Origin of the sequence: Pseudomonas tehranensis (assembly GCF_014268615.1) — a bacterium.
Classification (GTDB): Bacteria; Pseudomonadota; Gammaproteobacteria; order Pseudomonadales; family Pseudomonadaceae; genus Aquipseudomonas; species Aquipseudomonas tehranensis.
Map to the genome: position 1 here is coordinate 24,143 of NZ_JABWQV010000014.1, position 17,254 is coordinate 41,396.

The window sequence follows — 17,254 nt, forward strand, 5'->3', positions numbered from 1 at the left end:
GATTTACTAAAATCGTAAAGAGATTTATAAATATCGAATATCGATATTTATAAATCAATAAAACAAGGATTCCCCATGAGCGATAACCCTCATCCCCTCTTCAATCAGTCACTGGAAAAAGGTCTGGCCGTGTTACGGGCTTTCAACGCATCCCGGCGCACGATGAATCTGGCGGATATCGCGCAAGCGGCAGAGATCAACAAAAGCTCCGCGCAACGCATGATTCACACCCTCGAAGAGCTGGGTTACGTGCGCAAGCATCCGCAGACCAAGCGCTTTCAACTGACCCCGAAAGTCATGGAAATCGGCTACAACTACCTGGCCGCCGACACGCTGGTTGACGTGGCCAATCCGTTCCTTGCCGAGCTGGCGCAGGCTACCGGGGAAACGACCAATCTGACCGAGCCCGACGGACTGGACATGGTTTACGTTGCACGCTTCGTAGCGCCGAAATTCATCCCTATCCACATGCCCATCGGCAGTCGGATACCGATGTACTGCACCGGTTCTGGACGAGCCTTTCTAAGTGCCCAGCCAGACGACGAACTCGCTGCCGCACTGCAAGCCAGCGACCGCAAACGACATACCCAATACACACTGACCGAGATTGCCGACATCATTGAGCAAATCGAGGCCACGCGGCGCAGGGGGTACGCCATAAACAGGGAAGAGCTGTTCCTGGGCGACATGTCCATAGCTGCGCCCATCATTGGCAGTCAGGGCCTGCCGGTGGCGGCGGTGCATGTGGTGGTGCCCAGCAGTCGCTGGACCATGGAGGAAGCCGAGCGCAAGCTGGCGCCCGCGGTTATCGAGTGTGCACGGGCGATTCGCTCGTCAATACGAACCCTGTAGCCGATGAATCTTTTTGCGGCAGTCTGAAGGCGAGGCATGCTGAGTCGTGCGCGAACTGCTTTCGCCGTGCTGGAGGGTTGTCCGATGCAAGGCAAGCCGACTGCGCGTTTGAGTGCACCGCTACAAAAATGAGCGCTTTAAAGTTTTTACCCCATAAAGTATTTTTGCAGCACTGACTGGGGCCAGATGTGCCCTACTCTTGACCTGACAAGGAACTTGCGTGAGCGGACTGCGAGAACGGCAAAGGCTCGAACGGCGCCAAGCCATCAGTAAAGCGGCGATCGAACTGTTCGAACGCCAGGGCTTCCAGAACACCACCATCGAGCAGATCGCCAACCAGGCGGGCGTTTCGGCGCCCACGGTATTCAAGTACTTCGGCAACAAGCAGGAAATCATTCTGGAAATCCTCCATGAGGCTGACCGACGCGCCCTGCACGATACCCGCCGCCTGATCCCGGCCATGGACGACCCGGTGGACGCCCTCTGCTACCTGGAAAAACTCCTCACCGATTATGCCCTCCAAGTCATGCACCCCAGCCTGTGGCGCGAGCTGTTACCGCTGATCCTGTTCGGCGGCCAAAGTGAATTGCCCGAAGGCTACCGCGCCATGAACGATGCTCTGCGCGCTGAAATCAGCGGTCTGCTGCGCGAGTTGCAACAGGCCGGCAAACTGCGCGCCGACCTGGACGTCGACCTGGCGGCGTTCCTGCTCAACGACTACGCGCACCTGCAACTGCTGCGCCTGGTCAGCCAGACACCGCCGGACATCGAATCCCACTCCAGCCAGGTGCGACGCATCACCGCCCTGCTATTCCAAGGCATGCGTACCTGACCCTGGCGGGCATCCTGGTCGCTGAAATCACCACCCAGGATCGGCTAATTGCGGCGACGCAACCATAGCCACGCCGCCGCACTGTTCAGCGGTTGGTCTTGATGGTGGTCCAGACACGGGTGCGGATACGCTCCATCGCCGCCGGCATCGGCTGCAGCGGGAACAGGGTTTTGCGCGCCTCTTCAGGAATGTACATGTTGGGATCGTTGCGAATCTCGGCATTGACCAATTGCGTCGAATCCTTATTGGGGTTCGGGTAGCCGATCCGGTTGCTGATCATGGCGATCACTTCCGGGCGAAGGATGTAGTTGATAAACGCGTGAGCCTCGTCTGCATGCGGCGCATTGATCGGCACCACCATCACATCCGACCACATTGGTGCCCCCTCCTTGGGCAATGCCATGGCGACCTTGACGCCCTTGCCTGTCGCGTCCGCCAACCGCTTGGCCAAGGCCACGCCGCCAGACCAGCCTACCGCCACGCAGACCTCATCGTTAGCCAGGTCCATGCCGTATCGCGAGGAGTTGAAGTAGGTGATATCGGGGCGGATTTTCAGCATCAACTGCTGCGCCTGGGCGTAGTCCTCACGTTTCTGGCTGTTAGGGTCCAGGCCCAGGTAGTGCAAGGCGATGGGCAGGATCTCGTTGCCTGCGTCGAGGAAGCCGACGCCGCAGCCGGCCATTTTTTTCAGGTTCTCTTCCTTGAAGATCATGTCCCAGGTGTTCATCTGCACATCCGCGCCAAAGATCTTCTGGACCTTGTCGACGTTGTAGCCGATCAGCGTAGTGCCCCACAGATACGGCACAGCGTAACGATTGCCGGGGTCGCCCACCGCCTCCAGGGAGGTCATGAACTGCGTATCGAGGTGTTGCCAGTTGGGCAACTGGCTGCGGTCCAACGGTTCGATGGCGCCGGCGGCGATCAGATGGCTGATGTTAGAGCTGCTGGGAAACACCACATCGTAGCCGGAGTTGCCGGTCAACAACTTGGATTGCAGGGTCTCGACACTGTCGAACACATCATATATCGGACGAATGCCGGTCTCTTGCTCGAAGTTCTTGAGGACTTCGGCTGGCAGGTACTCGATCCAGTTATAGATGCGCACCGTGCGCTCTTCGGCCAAGCACCAGCCGCTGCACAGCCAAGTGATGGCGACGCCCGACAAGGTATTACGCAAAGACTTGTTCATGCTCAAACACTCCTACGCGGCCGCGATGGCTCGCGGCGCTCAATAACGGTAGGTGAAGTAGAGTTCCAGGGCATCGAAGTTCCGGTCATTGCCGAAGATTTGCTTGGCCGCCGCCAGGGGTTTGACCCAGTTGTACGACAGTGAGGTGTAGAAGGACGGCGTTGGGGTCCAGTCGAGAAATACCACGCTTTCATCGGCAAAGCGCCGATCACTGACTGCAGCACCCATGTAGTTTTTCTCGTCGAGCCAGAACTGATAGTGGATCGCGCCCAGGGTCAGGGTTTGGCTCAGGTGCGTCTTGAGCGAGAACTGCTGGACGTTTTCGTTGCTGTTGAACAACAGGTAGTTGCCAACCACGTCGCCGACCAGCCAGGTACTCCAGTCGATGAAGCCTTTACTCAGCGGGTCCCAGGCCTTTTGCCGATTGTCACCTGGGTTGTCGTCACCGGAAAAGCTCGCGTAGCGGTAACCGAGGATCGGCGTCAGCGGCACGTCGCCAAAGGCATAGTCGGCCTGGGCGTACCAGGCGTTGGCCGCATAGTCGACGCCCTCACCACTGCCGCGCTCCACAGCGTATTCGGCGTTCAGGGTCAAGGCTGCGACACCCGGCACCTTGGTATTGAGCGCGCGCAGGTTGTAGACCTGCATGCCGTCGCGCCGTCGTGGCAGCGTGCTGCCGCGCGGGCCGAGGGCGTTGACCTTGAGCGCCATCGCGCCGAGGGTGACTTGGTCGTCGAGGTTGTAGTCGAGATTGAACCCGGTCATGCGAAAGTCACCCAGGTCGTCGTCGGTGCGTAAACTGAAGACCTGACTTTTCAGCGCACCCTGCTCCCAGGCCAGGATGGCCGAATCCTTGAAAGCTGTACGCGGACCGAGCCAGTAGGCGCCGTCGTTGAACTGGTCGAGGTTGCCATCCATAACGATGAAACCGGTGCCGACCATATAGTTCTGGCGCCCGGCGGTAAGCTTCCACTCGCCGACCTGCACGCCGGCAAACATCTCCTCGCTGGCCACCTGGCCATCGGAGCTTCGGGTAAAACCACCCGCGTCGCCATCACCGAAGGTGGTGGCGGCCACCACCGACGCGCCGCCGAGCAGGTTGACGTCCGGGGTCAGGGCGTAATCGAACTTGATGCCGGGTTTAACGTAAAACTCCTGCCAACCGATACGGCTGCCGTCATTGCGGCCGTTGCGCTGGTCGACCCGGCCACTGCCGAAGTTGACGTTGCGCGTGGTGATGGTCGCACCGCCAGCGGTGAGGTTGAGCTCGCCCTTGAGGTCGCCGTCCTCGAAGGCGTAGCCCGCCAGGGCAACCTGGGCGCTCAGGGGCAGACAGACCGCCGCCAGCGCGCGGGTAGAACGCATCGTGAAATACATCGTGAAGCTCCTGTGTAGTTATTGTTGTTACAGGGCAGTTGCAGACGGCACAGCACGCCGCCAACACCTGGGCAAGCCAGGTGGAATCCAGACGCTGGATCGTTATTGTTGGAAGTGGCGTCAGCGCGTCAGATGCGCAGCAATGGCGCGCAGCATGCGCACGCTGTCGGCATCGAACGGGCCGACCGCCTCCGGCAGCGACGACTGCTTGACGATCACCACTTTGGAAGGCTTGTCGATGAACAGGTATTGGCCATGGATGCCACCCGCCATCAGGGCCTGACTGTGGTCGTTGAACACATACCACTGGCTGCGGTAGGACGCGCCGGGCGTCCACGCCGAAAACTCGGGGTTAGCCGCATAGATCGCCGGAGACGCGCCACTGGCGATACGCCCGATGGCCTCGCTGGACAACAGTTGCGAACCTGCGTGCCGGCCGTCATTGGCCAGCAAACGACCAAAGCGTGCCATGTCACGAAGGGTGGCGCTGAAGCCGGCACCCGCCACGCTGCGCCCCCAGGGGTCGGCCATGAAATAGCCGTCGCGCTCACAACCCAGCCGGCTCCAGACCGCTTGCAACAATTGCGCGCAGGACCTGCCCGAGGCACATTCCATCACCCAGGCCAGGGCCTCGGTGGTGGCGGTCACGTAATGGAAAAACCCACCGTGCTCACCTCGCTTTCGCAACGACGGCAGGTATTGGTAAAGGGATTCGAATTCGCTGTATTGGCTTGGCGCCGGGTTGAAACCGCAGGCATAACCGTATTGCGAACTCTCGGACGCCGGGTCGTCATAGACCTCGCTGTAGTCGACCCCCACAGCCATGTCGAACAGCTGACGCACGCTCGCATCACCGAAGGCGCTGCCTGCCAGCTCGGGCACGTAGCTGCTGACCTGGCGCGTCGGGTCGAGCACGGCATCGCTGATCAACTGTTCGCCCAGCACGCCGATCAGCGACTTGGTCACCGAAAACATGACGTGGCGATCGTCAGGACGCTGACCGTTGAAATAACGCTCGAACAGCACCTGATCACCTCGCATCACCAGAAAGCCATCAGTGTGACTGGCCCTCAGATGATCAAGCACGCTAATGCTCAGGCCGCAAACGCTGTCAAAATGCAGCTCATCCAGCGCCTGGGGCGCTTCGGCCAAGGGGTCGCATGGGCCCCGCCCAGCCTGCACTTCAATGGATGGGCGCAACTGAGACAGATGGCGAAACCCCCAGCGGTTGAAGGGCGGGCGCATCCAGTTTTCCCAAGTCACACGCTGCTCCGGCGCAGCGGGAAACCCTTGCATCAAGCGCGGAACGACCGGCTCGACCAGTGAAGATTCATTGACCTCTACGTAAAGCCTGACGAGTAAGGGGACGGCGTTCTGGCTCATCTATGTGATCCTGGAAATGACTCTGCGTGGGAGCAGATGCAGGAAAACAATTACCCCTATTAAATATTTTAGTCAATAAAATATTTAATCGTCGTTTGATATGTCCACCTCGTCGGCGGAAAATGCCACAGGCCAAAGACCTGTGGTGATGAGGGTCAAATCCTTTGATATACAAGCCGAAGCGGCCGGAGCCGGTATCGGTTAGTTAGTATTTAGCATCCCAGCAGCGAAACAGGACGCTGGCGTTAACGCCGCCGAACCCGAATCCATTCGAGAGCGCATGGGTGATCGGCATCTTCCGGGCATTGAGGGCGACCAGATCGAGCCCCTCTGCGGCCTCGTCGGGATGCAGCAGGTTCAGCGTTGGCGGGACGACTTGATCACGCAGCGCGAGCACTGTGAAGATCGCTTCAATGCCCCCCGCCGCCCCCAGAAGGTGCCCGGTGGCGGACTTGGTCGAGGTGATAGCCACGCCGGAGTCAGTCCCGAACACCGAGCGAATCGCTGCCAACTCCCCGTTGTCGCCCACCTGTGTGGAGGTCGCGTGGGCATTGATATGCTGCACGTCGGTGGGGCTGACCCCCGCCTGGCACAGAGCCTGCTGCATGGCACGCCGTGCGCCGCTGCCGTCTTCCGGGCCTGCGGTCAGGTGATAGGCATCGGCGCTGGTGCCATAGCCGACCAGTTCGGCCAGGGGCTTGGCACCTCGAGCCAAGGCATGCTCCAGCGACTCGATCACCAGCAGCCCGGCCCCTTCGGCCATGACAAAACCGTCACGGTCACGATCAAAGGGACGCGAGGCCTCCTGAGGGCGTTCGGCAAAGCCCGTGGACAGCGCGCGGGCGGCGGCAAAACATCCCAGGGTCACACGGTCTATCGCCGCTTCGGTACCGCCACATATGGCGATATCCGCCTCACCGCTTCTGATGAGCCTGGCCGCATCGCCAATGGCTTGCACCCCGGCAGCACAAGCCGTTACAGGCGCACCGAGAGGCCCCTTGAGCGCATGCCGGATGGAAACGTGTCCGGCCGCCATGTTGGCGAGAAAGGCCGGCGCGGTGAATGGCGACAAGCGGCGCGGCCCACGTGCATCGGTAGTGCGTACAGCGTCAGCAATTGCGCCAAAGCCACCGACGCCCGATGAAATGATCGTCGCGGTGCGTTCCTGGTCTGAGGCTTGCGTCGGATGCCAGCCTGCCTGCGCCAGGGCTTCATCGGCAGCGACCAGGGCGAACTCGATGAAACGGTCCATCTTCTTGCGATCCTTGACCGAGATAAAGCGCTCGGGGTCATACCCCGCAACGGCATCCTCTTGCAGAGACGGCACCTGGCCGCCCACCGCAACGCCGGTACCTTCGGTGATATCGCCAGACAGGTTACGAATACCGGAACGTCCTGCCAGCAACCTCTGCCAGACTTCTTCCACTGCACAACCCAGGGGGCTGACAATGCCCATGCCTGTGACGACGATTCGCTTTTGACCTTCGGCAGTCATCATAAAAACCTCTTCATTTCTCAGTCGACATCCACTGACAACAGCAGGCGTTTGCTGGCTTACGCCAGCCTCGCTGTTTCAGTTTGGACCTGTTTGTCAGGATGGATCTTGAACCAGATGGAATACATCGCCGGCAGAAACACCAGCGTCATGATGGTGCCGACGAAGGTCCCTCCGATCAGCGTGTAGGCCAGCGTCCCCCAGAAGACGGAATGCGTCAGGGGGATGAATGCCAGGATGGCCGCCAGCGCCGTCAGCAGCACCGGCCGGGCCCGTTGCACGGTGGCCTCGATCACCGCGTGGAACGGGTCCAGCCCCTCTTGCGCGTTGTGGTGGATTTGCCCAATCAAAATCAGCGTATTGCGCATCAGAATGCCCGACAGTGCGATCAGCCCGACCAGAGCGTTGATACCAAACGGCTGCTGGAAGATCAGTAAGGTCGGCACCACCCCAATCAATCCCAGCGGCGCGGTGAAGAACACCATGACCATCGCCGAGACCGAGCGTACCTGGAGGATGATGATCAGCAACGTCAGGGCAACCATGATCGGCAGCAGCGGAACGATCGCCTGGCCAGCCTTGCCCGACTCCTCGATGGCCCCCGCCTGCTCGATCCGGTACCCGTCAGGAAGGGTGTCCATGAGCGGCTGCAGTTGTTTGAGGATTGCGCTCGATACGTCCGGTGGCTGCAAGCCTTCGGCAATGTCGCCGCGTACGGTAATGGTCGGCGTGCGATCACGCCGCCGCAGGATAGGATCCTCCATGCGCACATCAACCTCGCCGACCTGGGACAGCGGAACACGCTGCCCCGCCGCGCCCACCAGGGTAAAACCTTCTATCTTGGCGGGATCGAGTCGAATATCACCCGCGGCGCGACCGACAACTTGCACCGAACGGATGTCCTCGCGAACCGCCGTAATCGGCACCCCCGTGAGCAGGAACTGCAACTGCTGGGCGACGGCATTCGAGGTCAGACCCACCGCCTGCAAGCGATCTTGATCCAAGCTGAAATGGAGCGTCGGCGTCAGTGGTCCCCAGTCGGTATTGACGGTCCGCATCATCGGGCTCGCCTGCATGACGTCCTGTACCCGGCCGGCGATCTCGCGCAACGTTGACGGATCGGGGCCCATGACCCGGTAGGCCACGGGGAATGGCGAATACGGACCAAACACCAGTTGAGTCACCCGCACCCGCGCCTGCGGGGCGAGCCCTTCGGCGACCGCTTCGCGAAGACGGAACTTGAGGGTTTCACGGGCCTCCTGGCTGCTCGTCAGCACCACAATCTTGGCGAAGGATGGGTCAGGGAGCTCCGGCGCCATCGCCAGGTAGAAGCGCGGCGCACCTTGACCGATATAGGCGGTGATGATTTTCGCCTCATCCTGCTTTTGCAACCAGGCCTCGACCTTGGCCGTGGCGGCGCTGGTCTGCTCGATGGAGGTTCCATAGGGCATCTGCACCTCGACCATCACCTCGGGACGGTCTGAGGTCGGGAAGAATTGCTTCTTGACCAGACCCATGCCGAGCATCGCCACGACAAATGTCGCGACCACGGTGCCGGCCACCCACCATTTGCGCGCGATGACGCGAGTCAGGACCTGGCGAAAACGATTGTAATGACGCGTGTTGTAGATCGCCGCGTGACCACCCTCGACCGGTTTGATGTCTGGCAATAGCTTCACCCCAAGGTAAGGGGTAAAAGCCACCGCGACGACCCAGGAGGCGATCAGGGCGATGCCCACGATCCAGAACATGTTGCTGGTGTATTCGCCGGCGGTCGATTGCGCAAAGCCGTTGGGCATGAAGCCAATCGCCGTCACCAGCGTACCGGACAGCATCGGCGCAGCGGTGTGGCTCCAGGCATACGCGGACGCTTTGATCCGGTCGTAGCCCTCCTCCATTTTTACCACCATCATTTCGATCGCGATGATCGCGTCGTCCACCAACAGCCCGAGCGCCAGGATCAGCGAACCCAGGGTGATCCGGTCGAAGTTCTTGCCGGTGGCCGCCATCACCACAAACACGATCGCCAATGTCAACGGTACGGCGGCTGCGACCACAACGCCTACACGCCAGCCCATGCTGAGAAAGCAAACGAGCATGACCACCAGCAGCGCGACAAAAAATTTGACCATGAACTCACCGACGGCCGAGTCAATGTTCACGGCTTGATCGGTGACCTTGGTCAGCGTCATGCCCAGTGGCATACCTTCATTGATCTTGGTCGTCTCGGCGTCCAGTGCCTTGCCCAGGTCCAGGCCGTTCCAGCCCTCGCGCATGATGATCCCCAGCAGCAGCGCCTCTTCGCCGTTATTGCGAACCAGGAAAGTGGCCGGATCTTCATATCCGCGCTCGACTGTCGCGACGTCCGAGAGCTTCAGCGTGCGCCCCTGGATCGTAAGCGGTGTATCGCGAATTTTCGCCAATTTATCGAAGGCACCGTCCACCCGCAGGACGACTTGCGGCCCTTTGGTTTCGATAGAGCCAGCAGGCGTGAGCAGATTCTGGCTGTTCAGCGCGGCGAAGATGTCCTGGGGCGAGACGCCCAAGGTGGCCAAGCGATCATGGGAGAACGACACAAAGATTCGCTCGGGCTGCTCACCGATGATGTTGACCTTCTTCACGCCCGCCACGTGCAACAGGCGCTGGCGCAACGCTTCGGCATCTCGCACCAGCAGGCGCTGCGGCTCGCCTTTGGCCTTCAGGGCGAACAGCGCGAAGGTCACGTCCGAATACTCGTCATTGACCATCGGCCCGATGACACCCGCCGGCAGTCGGGTGGCCTCATCGTCGAGTTTCTTGCGCGCCTGATAGAACTCCTCCTGCACTTGCGAGGGCGGCGTGCGATCAACCAGTGAGACCATGGTGAAAGCCAGACCTGGACGGGTGTAGGTTTCCGAGCGGTCGTACCATTTCAGTTCTTGCAGGCGCTTTTCCAGCGGCTCGGCGACTTGGTCCTGCATCTCCTGGGCGGTCGCGCCCGGCCAGGCAGTGATGACGGTCAATTGCTTGACCGTAAACGGCGGGTCCTCGGCACGCCCTAACTGGAAGAACGCCAAGGTACCCGCGACGGCAATCAGGAAGATCAGGAACACGGTAATGGAGCGCTCGCGAACGGCGAGTGCCGATAAATTGAGGCTCATTGACGGCCCCCGGCAACCTTCACGTCATCCTGTTGGCTCAGCCGCACTTCCTCGCCATCGCGCAGTAGATGCGCGCCCAGCGCGACAATGCGCTCGCCAACCTTGAGTTCACCTGCAACTCGGGCAGCGTCGTCGCTCAAGCCCAGGACCTGAACAGGTCGCCAGCTGACTTTCGCCGGTTCGCCGGCAATGACCCATACACCGGTTCCCTTGCCCGGGTCATAAAGGGCTGCGATCGGAACTTGCAGGACCGGCCCTTGCGCGGCGTCTTCGGCGATCCGAAGGGTGACGGTCGAACCCAGCGGCGCATTGGCCAGCCCGCCCGCCAATACATACCGCGCCTCAAAGGTGCGCGTCACAGGGTCAGCCGAATCCGACAGCAGCCTCAGCTTGGCAGTGACAGCAGCCGAGGTGTTGCCGTAAAGCGTCGCTTGCGCGGTGGACCCTGTGGCCGGACGCAATGTCTCAGGCAATTGCACGATGGCTTCGCGCTGACCGGCCCGTGCCAGTCGAACCACCGGCTGCCCAGGACTGACCACCTGCCCGGGTTCGACGAGTGTCTCCATGACAACGCCATCGGCGTCCGCCAGCAGTACGGCATAGCCCGACGCATTCCGGGCCACGTCAGCCTGAGCTTGCGCGGCGCTGAGTTGCGCCTTCGCGGTATCGGCGGCGGCTTTGATCTGGTCGTAGCCGGACGCGGAAATGGCACCCGCGGCGACCAGTTCGCGATAACGGGCCTCGTCATCGGCGGTCTGTTTGGCTCGGGCTTTGGCGGCAGTGACAGCTTCTTGCTGCGCGCGTGCTTGCAAGCCTAAGTCGATGGGGTCCAGACGCATGAGCGGCTGCCCCCGCTTAACGGCCTGACCGGTATCGACCAGCCGCTCAAGCACCTTGCCCGACACTCGAAAACCCAGGTCACTCTGGACGCGAGCCGCCACGACTCCGGTGAATGAACGCCAGAGGCCGGACGAGTCCTGAACTTCAGAGACCCTCACCAAAGGGGCGAGCGTGCGCGGATCTTTGGCGGTGGAAGAGTCGCCACACGCCGTCAGGACGAGAGGCAACAAGCAAGCGGCAAGGGTGACAGGTCGAAGCCGGCGCATAGATTCCCTACTTGAAGAATAGAAACAGGTGTCACATTCTCTGGCGCGTGACCAATACTGTCAATGGTCACAACCATTGTGACCAAAGTCTGTATCGCAGCTCTCTCAGCACTCCTGCGAACTGAGCCTCCACGGATAGCAACCACCTATGAGGAGTCCATTGACAGGAAGTGACCAATATATAATATGGTCACAAATCAATCTCCACTTCAGGAATTTCCATGTCGCCACTCCACCCCGCTGCTCTGATACTGAGTGCCAGCTTGATGGCAGGCTGCGCGGTGGGTCCGGACTATCACCGTCCAGACACCGCGCTATCGGACCGTTTCCTCGGTCAGCTATCTGTTGAACAGCGGCCCGCGACGCTGCCGGCCAGTCTCGTAGCGTGGTGGGAAGGCTTTGATGATCCGGCGTTAACCGAATTCGTCACCAAGGCACTTGAACAGAACCTGGACCTGGCGCAAGCCTCGGCGCGCGTCGCGCAGGCGCGGGCCGGCCTGGGTGCGGCCAATGCTGCTCTGCTGCCCTCGGGCAATATCAGCGGCCAGGCTGCGCGCGCCTATCAGTCAGTCGAAACCCCACTCGGCCAAGTGCTGAATTCAACGCCTGGCTATGATCGGTATGGAAGCGCTTACGAACTCAACCTCGGGGCCAGTTGGGAGGTCGATTTGTTTGGCAGCCTGCGACGGTCACGCGAGGCCGCCCTGGCCGAATACCAGGCATCCGCAGCGGGCGCCACAGCCATCCGCCTGGCCGTCGCTGCACAGACCGCCGACATCTACATCACTGTTCGCGGATTGCAGACCCGTTTGGGCATTGCCAACCAACAGGTCAAAACGCAGCAGGAACTGCTGGAGAAGGTCCAACTGCTCTACAGCAAGGGCCTCGCCGCCAGCTATCAGGTTCGCCAGACCGAAGGCGCCTTGGCACAGGTCCAAGCAACAGTTCCGGTCCTGCAAATTGGCCTGGATGCTGCGATGAACGCACTGGATATCATGCTCGGCACGCCGCCCGGCACGCATCGCACACAACTGGCCAATGCGCGGAGCATTCCTCTGGCACCCCAGATAACCGCTATGGGAACCCCTGCCGATCTGCTGCGCCGCCGGCCCGATCTCATCGTGGCCGAGCGCCGTCTAGCGGCCGCCAATGCACGTATCGCAGAGGCCGTTGCTGAGTACTATCCAAAATTCTCCCTCAGCGCGTTGCTCGGTAGCGCCACCGCCGTATCCGCCGGCAACCTTTTCACCGGGGGCGCCAGCCAGTCGGCGGGTGTATTGGGACTACGCTGGAGGCTCTTCGATTTTGGCCGTATCAACGCGCAAATCGATCAAGCCAAGGGACAGGAAGCCGAGGCCCTGGCCGCTTATCGCCAGTCCGCGCTGCGTGCCAGCGAGGATGTCGAGAACGCGTTCTCCTCGTTGGTCAATCGCGAAGCCCAGGCGACCACCCTCACCGCAGCAGAGACGGCCCTGACTCAGGCCCGTCAATCCTCGTTCATTGCCTATGAGAAAGGCACCGCTAGCCTCATCGACGTCCTGCAAGCCGACGAAACACTGCTGCGGGCTTCCGATGCCCGAGCGCAAGCGCGAACCGAATCGGCACGAGCGGCGGTCGCAGCGTTCAGGGCACTGGGCGGTGGCTGGCAGCCTTCTCACGCCGAGCCTGTGGCAACTCGATGACGTAACCAGGTGACGTGGCACCGCCTGCGCGCCCTCCTCCTTAAGCTAAAACCAGCAGAGAACAGCGATATGAAAACGAACGATAACTCTTGGGTGCTCATCACGGGCGCATCGAGTGGATTTGGCGAGGAGTTTGCCCGGCAATATGCAGCCCAAGGGAAATCACTGGTTCTGGTAGCACGCCGATTGGATAAACTCCAAGCGCTGTCGGCGCAGTTGCACGAACGCTTCGGCGTTGAGGTGCTCGTCGAGCAAGTCGACCTGTCCTCGATTCCGGCGATCATCGAACTGTATCAGCGACTGAACGAGCGTGGCGTCGTGATCGATGTGCTCATCAACAATGCCGGCCATGGCTTGCAGGGTCCTTTCCTGGATCACCCCCTGGAACAATCCTTGGCCATGGTCGATTTGGACATCGCCAGCCTGACAGCCCTGACGCGCCTCTTCGCGACTGACATGCGGGCCCGAAAACGCGGACATATCCTGATGGTTGCCAGCCTGCTGGCCTTCCAGGGCGTGAAGAATTTCGCCGTTTACTCTGCCGCGAAGGCCTATGTGCTTCGCTTCTCTGACGCGCTTCATCGTGAACTCAAAACCGACGGCGTCGTGGTAACCGCACTTTGCCCCGGGATGTCGGACACCGGATTTGCACAAAGCGCCAGGCAAAAGCTCACACCGACCCTGAAAATGGTGATGATGCAGCCCCAGCCCGTTGTCGCTGCGGGGATCCGTGCGCTGCAAGCCGGACGCATGAGTGTCGTTCCAGGCTTTGGCAACAAAGCGATTACGGTCTTGACCTGGGCCACGCCTCGCCGGTTTCACCAAGGCATCATGGCGCACGTCATGGGCGTCTGAGTGGGCGATGTGGAGGCCTTCCCGAAGGGAAAGAAATGCGTACAAAAAGGCCGGAGGCAACCTGTGCTCCCGGCCTTTTCTTTATCGTAAAGCGGCAATCAATCAGAAGCGATAGCTGACAGAAGCACCGAGGCCGCTGGCACTGTTCTTATACGTGGAGCTGTAGGCGCCCCGGGTGGCTGAGGTGTGATTGACCTGCACGCTCTCTTCCCACAGATAAGAATAGGCAACGTCGATCGTGACATCGTCCACCGGCGTCCAGCCTGCACCGAAGCTGATCACCGTCCGGTCGCCCGTGGGAATACGTGGCCCGCGGTCGGTGTTGTTGGCGGGCGACTGGTCGACCGACAGGCCTGCGCGAAGCACCCACTGGTTGTTCAACCGGTACGCCGTACCGATGGCGTGGGCCCACGTGTCATGCCAGTTCTGCTCTTCGGCAACGGTGCTCAGCGAGCCACTGAGCAAAGGAGGCAAACCCGAGTTCTGGATGACCAGTTCCTTGAAGCGACTCCAGCGTGTCCAGGTGCTCCCCGCATAAAGCGTCCAGTCATCGTTGAGCTGATGAGTCACCGAGAAGTCCACCGACTCCGGTGTATCCACATCCAGCGAAGCGTCATAGCTCTGGCCGCTGACGCCCAGCAAGCTGAAGACTCCACCAGTAACCTTAGTCTTGGCGTCCAAGTGGTAACTGACTTTGGAGTGGTACGTCAGACCCACTCGGGTTCGGTCGGTAGCCTGCACCAGGATCCCCGCGTTGAAACCCAGGGCCGTGTCGTCGCCGGTGCTTTTGAGTTTTCCATCATTGCGCCCAGGGCTGAGAGGATTGGGCACCATCCCGGACAACTCACCGCTGATACGGTTGATGGTAGGACCGAACCCGATCGACACTTTGTCGTTAAAGGCATAGCTGATAGTGGGCTGGAACGTGAGGGTCGTGACCTCGCTTTTGTTGGCGTAATAACGCCCGGCGAAACCGCTGCCATAGTCGGTAATCAGGCCGAAAGGAACATAAAAACCAACACCGAACGCCCAGTGCTCATCAATGGGTTTGACGTAGTAACCCATCGGCACCGTGGTCGCTGGCACCATATCGCCGTCCTGCTGGCCACCGAAAGTGCTGCGAGTCTGGCTGATGTCGGACCTGGCGAACAGCGTCGCCGCCCCCAGACTGACCTGCTCCCTCTTCAAGCGAGACATGCCCGCCGGATTGCCAAAAACGGTGCTCGCATCTTCAGCAGAAGACGAGCGACCGGCAAACCCGGATCCCATCCCACTGATGCTTTGCTCATTAAGCGCGAAACCGCTCGCCAGCACATGAGAAGTTGCGAGCGCAACAGCGAGACCCAGCGGGGTCTTGAGCCATATTTTTTTCATTATTAAAACTCTTAAAAGCAGTAGCTGAGGTGAATGGAGCGGGTGTTGTGTTATGTGAAAATTGCCACGGTCTGGCGCGCCCAAAGCACTCGTCGACCGCTTTCGTCCCAGATTTCCATATCTTGCAATGAGTAACCTTCCAGCGCCTGCTGGCTGAAAGAACTGATAAGAAACCATTCACCAGCAACGGCCGGCTGCGGTAGATCAATCATCCAGGACGCAGAGCTGATGGCGGCGGGTTCGGTGAAGCAGGTCATGGCGGCCGGCGGCAAACTGTCAGCGAGCGCAACCAAGGCGACGGCCGGGTCCACGCCCTGTGCATCCAGGTGCCGCACCCACATCAACAGTTCGGGATTTTCTGCGCCAGATACTGGCAATGAACCGCCCGCCGCGCGCATCTCGAAGTTATGGGCGCAAGCCGGCGCGACGTTGCTATCCAGAACCAGCGTGGGGTATTTGGATGGCCCCTCTACAAGCGGTCTTCCCCAGGAGTTGTGGGTGATTTTGCTCGCGCGCGGCTGAGCGAATAACAGCGTGGTGCGCAGCGCCAAGTCATCGCCCGACATACAGTCGACCGCTACCGAGGTAACTGACCGCCCTTGACGCAACACGCTGGCCTGGAATGTCTGAGCCTGTGTGACAGGACCAATGAACGACACCTGGGCTGACCTGAACGGCGGAAAATCTGTCGGACACTCACGCAAAACCGCTTGCAGCGACAGCGCCGCAGACAGACCGCCAAAGACCGTGCGCCCCTGCAGCCAGTTGGGTGGTGCAACAAAAGGTGAGTGTGGATCGAATTGCTGCAGCATCTGGGCAAAGCTGGTCATATCAACGCTCCCCTGAACTGACTGATAGTGATCCCCACGAAGCAGCACGCAGGCGTCGCCCCCACCCAGTTGTAACGGGTGGATGGCATCGGTGAAGACCTGACCTGAAGAAAAGCGCAGGTCTGCGGCGGCGCTGGATCATGGCGATCTCTTGAGAACTGATTCGCCATACTTATTCAAGTGACCATTTGTGTCAACAGTCACAACCCAGGCAAATGAACACCTTCACTCAGAAGGTGAAATCACAGGGGACCCATGCGGCGATAAGTTGCAATGGCAATGCAGCCCTCAGCCTGAACTCAGGGCATGAGGCTACGCAGGATAAGATTGGAGGTGAGCGTTGGGGCATCCTCGATGCGATCGAGGTTGTACTGCAACAGCAACGGATTGACGAAAGGCTGGAGCGCCAGATGTATCGCGTCTACCGTCTCGTCCAGTGGCGTCCTGCGCTCGAACTCACCGAGTTCCCGACCCTCCCGTACGATCTGCAGAACAAAATCTTTGATCTGGGCATTATAAACCTGCGAACTTGGCCAACGCTCCGAGGCCGAGAACGCGGCGATGTCGTAGAGCTTGCGGTCGTTGAAGAACAGGTCCGCGCCCGTGACCATCAGTGTTTTGACCATGCGTCTAAAGCGCTCCGTGGGTGAGAGGCCTTCCACCTTGATGGCCTGCTCCACGGCGGCAACGATTTGCGCCAGACAATTTTTGCAGATGGCTTCGCCGATGGCCTGCTTGGACTCAAAAAACTTGTAGATGTACGCCTTGGAAAACCCAATGGCCTTGGCCAAGTCGGACACCGTGGTCTTGCCGTAACCGTATTGACTGAAATGTTCGTTGGCCGCCGCGACAATTTGGTCTCGGATGTCATGGTCAACGGGGCCACGGACGCTGGGGGAGTTTGGCTGGTTCATGCAATCAGCTTACTGACCTCGGAGGCGGATGACAACTTGTGACTGATCTGCAATTCAGTCACAAACCGACGATATTATGAAACCGTCGCCACCGCACCTGAACACTGACATTTCGGTAGAGCTCGCGCCCATTGACGGCAGGGGCTGCACATTAAGCTGAACGAGCAGGGATTGATCGACCGCCTCCACCCGGGTACGGATTCCGGTGGAGGGCAAGAGCACATC

At 60.1% G+C, this 17,254-nt stretch carries 13 protein-coding genes; 4 read left to right on the forward strand and 9 right to left on the reverse strand.

What is annotated here, in order from left to right:
* Positions 1 to 75 precede the first annotated feature (75 nt).
* Together HU811_RS05145 and HU811_RS05150 are read left to right on the forward strand one after the other, a co-directional pair.
* Entirely contained in the window at positions 76 to 852 is a 777-nt protein-coding gene (locus tag HU811_RS05145) for an IclR family transcriptional regulator (protein WP_186654451.1), read from the forward strand.
* Between the two features lie 220 nt (positions 853 to 1,072).
* Positions 1,073 to 1,684, forward strand: a complete 612-nt coding sequence (locus HU811_RS05150; RefSeq protein WP_092396289.1) for a TetR/AcrR family transcriptional regulator — start codon at positions 1,073 to 1,075, stop codon at positions 1,682 to 1,684.
* A gap of 85 nt (positions 1,685 to 1,769) precedes the next feature.
* Here HU811_RS05150 and HU811_RS05155 read toward each other — a convergent pair whose 3' ends face one another.
* The 6 genes from HU811_RS05155 to HU811_RS05180 form a co-directional block, all read right to left on the reverse strand.
* Entirely contained in the window at positions 1,770 to 2,873 is a 1,104-nt protein-coding gene (locus HU811_RS05155; RefSeq protein WP_186654453.1) for a polyamine ABC transporter substrate-binding protein, read from the reverse strand.
* A gap of 39 nt (positions 2,874 to 2,912) precedes the next feature.
* Positions 2,913 to 4,250 (reverse strand): alginate export family protein, encoded by a 1,338-nt coding sequence (locus HU811_RS05160; RefSeq protein ID WP_092396285.1) that lies wholly within the window; start codon positions 4,248 to 4,250, stop codon positions 2,913 to 2,915.
* 120 nt (positions 4,251 to 4,370) lie between these two features.
* Complete coding sequence (locus HU811_RS05165; RefSeq protein WP_186654454.1) at positions 4,371 to 5,633, reverse strand: serine hydrolase domain-containing protein; 1,263 nt, start codon at positions 5,631 to 5,633, stop codon at positions 4,371 to 4,373.
* Positions 5,634 to 5,838: 205 nt separating this feature from the next.
* Positions 5,839 to 7,131, reverse strand: coding sequence for a beta-ketoacyl-ACP synthase II (gene fabF / locus HU811_RS05170; RefSeq protein ID WP_186654457.1), 1,293 nt, complete (start codon positions 7,129 to 7,131; stop codon positions 5,839 to 5,841).
* Between the two features lie 56 nt (positions 7,132 to 7,187).
* Complete coding sequence (locus HU811_RS05175; protein WP_186654458.1) at positions 7,188 to 10,268, reverse strand: efflux RND transporter permease subunit; 3,081 nt, start codon at positions 10,266 to 10,268, stop codon at positions 7,188 to 7,190.
* Positions 10,265 to 11,374: an efflux RND transporter periplasmic adaptor subunit gene (locus HU811_RS05180; RefSeq protein ID WP_186654461.1), complete on the reverse strand. Its 1,110-nt coding sequence runs from the start codon at positions 11,372 to 11,374 to the stop codon at positions 10,265 to 10,267. The genes HU811_RS05175 and HU811_RS05180 overlap by 4 nt, the downstream gene beginning before the upstream one ends.
* 221 nt (positions 11,375 to 11,595) lie before the next feature.
* On the opposite strand from HU811_RS05180, the gene HU811_RS05185 reads away from it, so the two are divergent.
* Together HU811_RS05185 and HU811_RS05190 are read left to right on the forward strand one after the other, a co-directional pair.
* Entirely contained in the window at positions 11,596 to 13,056 is a 1,461-nt protein-coding gene (locus HU811_RS05185) for an efflux transporter outer membrane subunit (protein ID WP_186654463.1), read from the forward strand.
* A 69-nt stretch (positions 13,057 to 13,125) separates the two neighbouring features.
* The gene (locus HU811_RS05190; RefSeq protein WP_186654465.1) at positions 13,126 to 13,911 is read left to right on the forward strand and encodes an SDR family NAD(P)-dependent oxidoreductase; all 786 of its coding nucleotides are present in this window, start codon (positions 13,126 to 13,128) and stop codon (positions 13,909 to 13,911) included.
* A 102-nt stretch (positions 13,912 to 14,013) separates the two neighbouring features.
* Here HU811_RS05190 and HU811_RS05195 read toward each other — a convergent pair whose 3' ends face one another.
* The 3 genes from HU811_RS05195 to HU811_RS05205 form a co-directional block, all read right to left on the reverse strand.
* Positions 14,014 to 15,285: an OmpP1/FadL family transporter gene (locus tag HU811_RS05195; protein ID WP_186654467.1), complete on the reverse strand. Its 1,272-nt coding sequence runs from the start codon at positions 15,283 to 15,285 to the stop codon at positions 14,014 to 14,016.
* A 50-nt stretch (positions 15,286 to 15,335) separates the two neighbouring features.
* On the reverse strand, positions 15,336 to 16,115 hold the full coding sequence (locus HU811_RS05200) for a thioesterase family protein (RefSeq protein ID WP_092454822.1): 780 nt from the start codon (positions 16,113 to 16,115) through the stop codon (positions 15,336 to 15,338).
* 299 nt (positions 16,116 to 16,414) lie between these two features.
* Positions 16,415 to 17,029, reverse strand: a complete 615-nt coding sequence (locus tag HU811_RS05205) for a TetR/AcrR family transcriptional regulator (protein WP_092454824.1) — start codon at positions 17,027 to 17,029, stop codon at positions 16,415 to 16,417.
* Positions 17,030 to 17,254 lie beyond the last annotated feature (225 nt).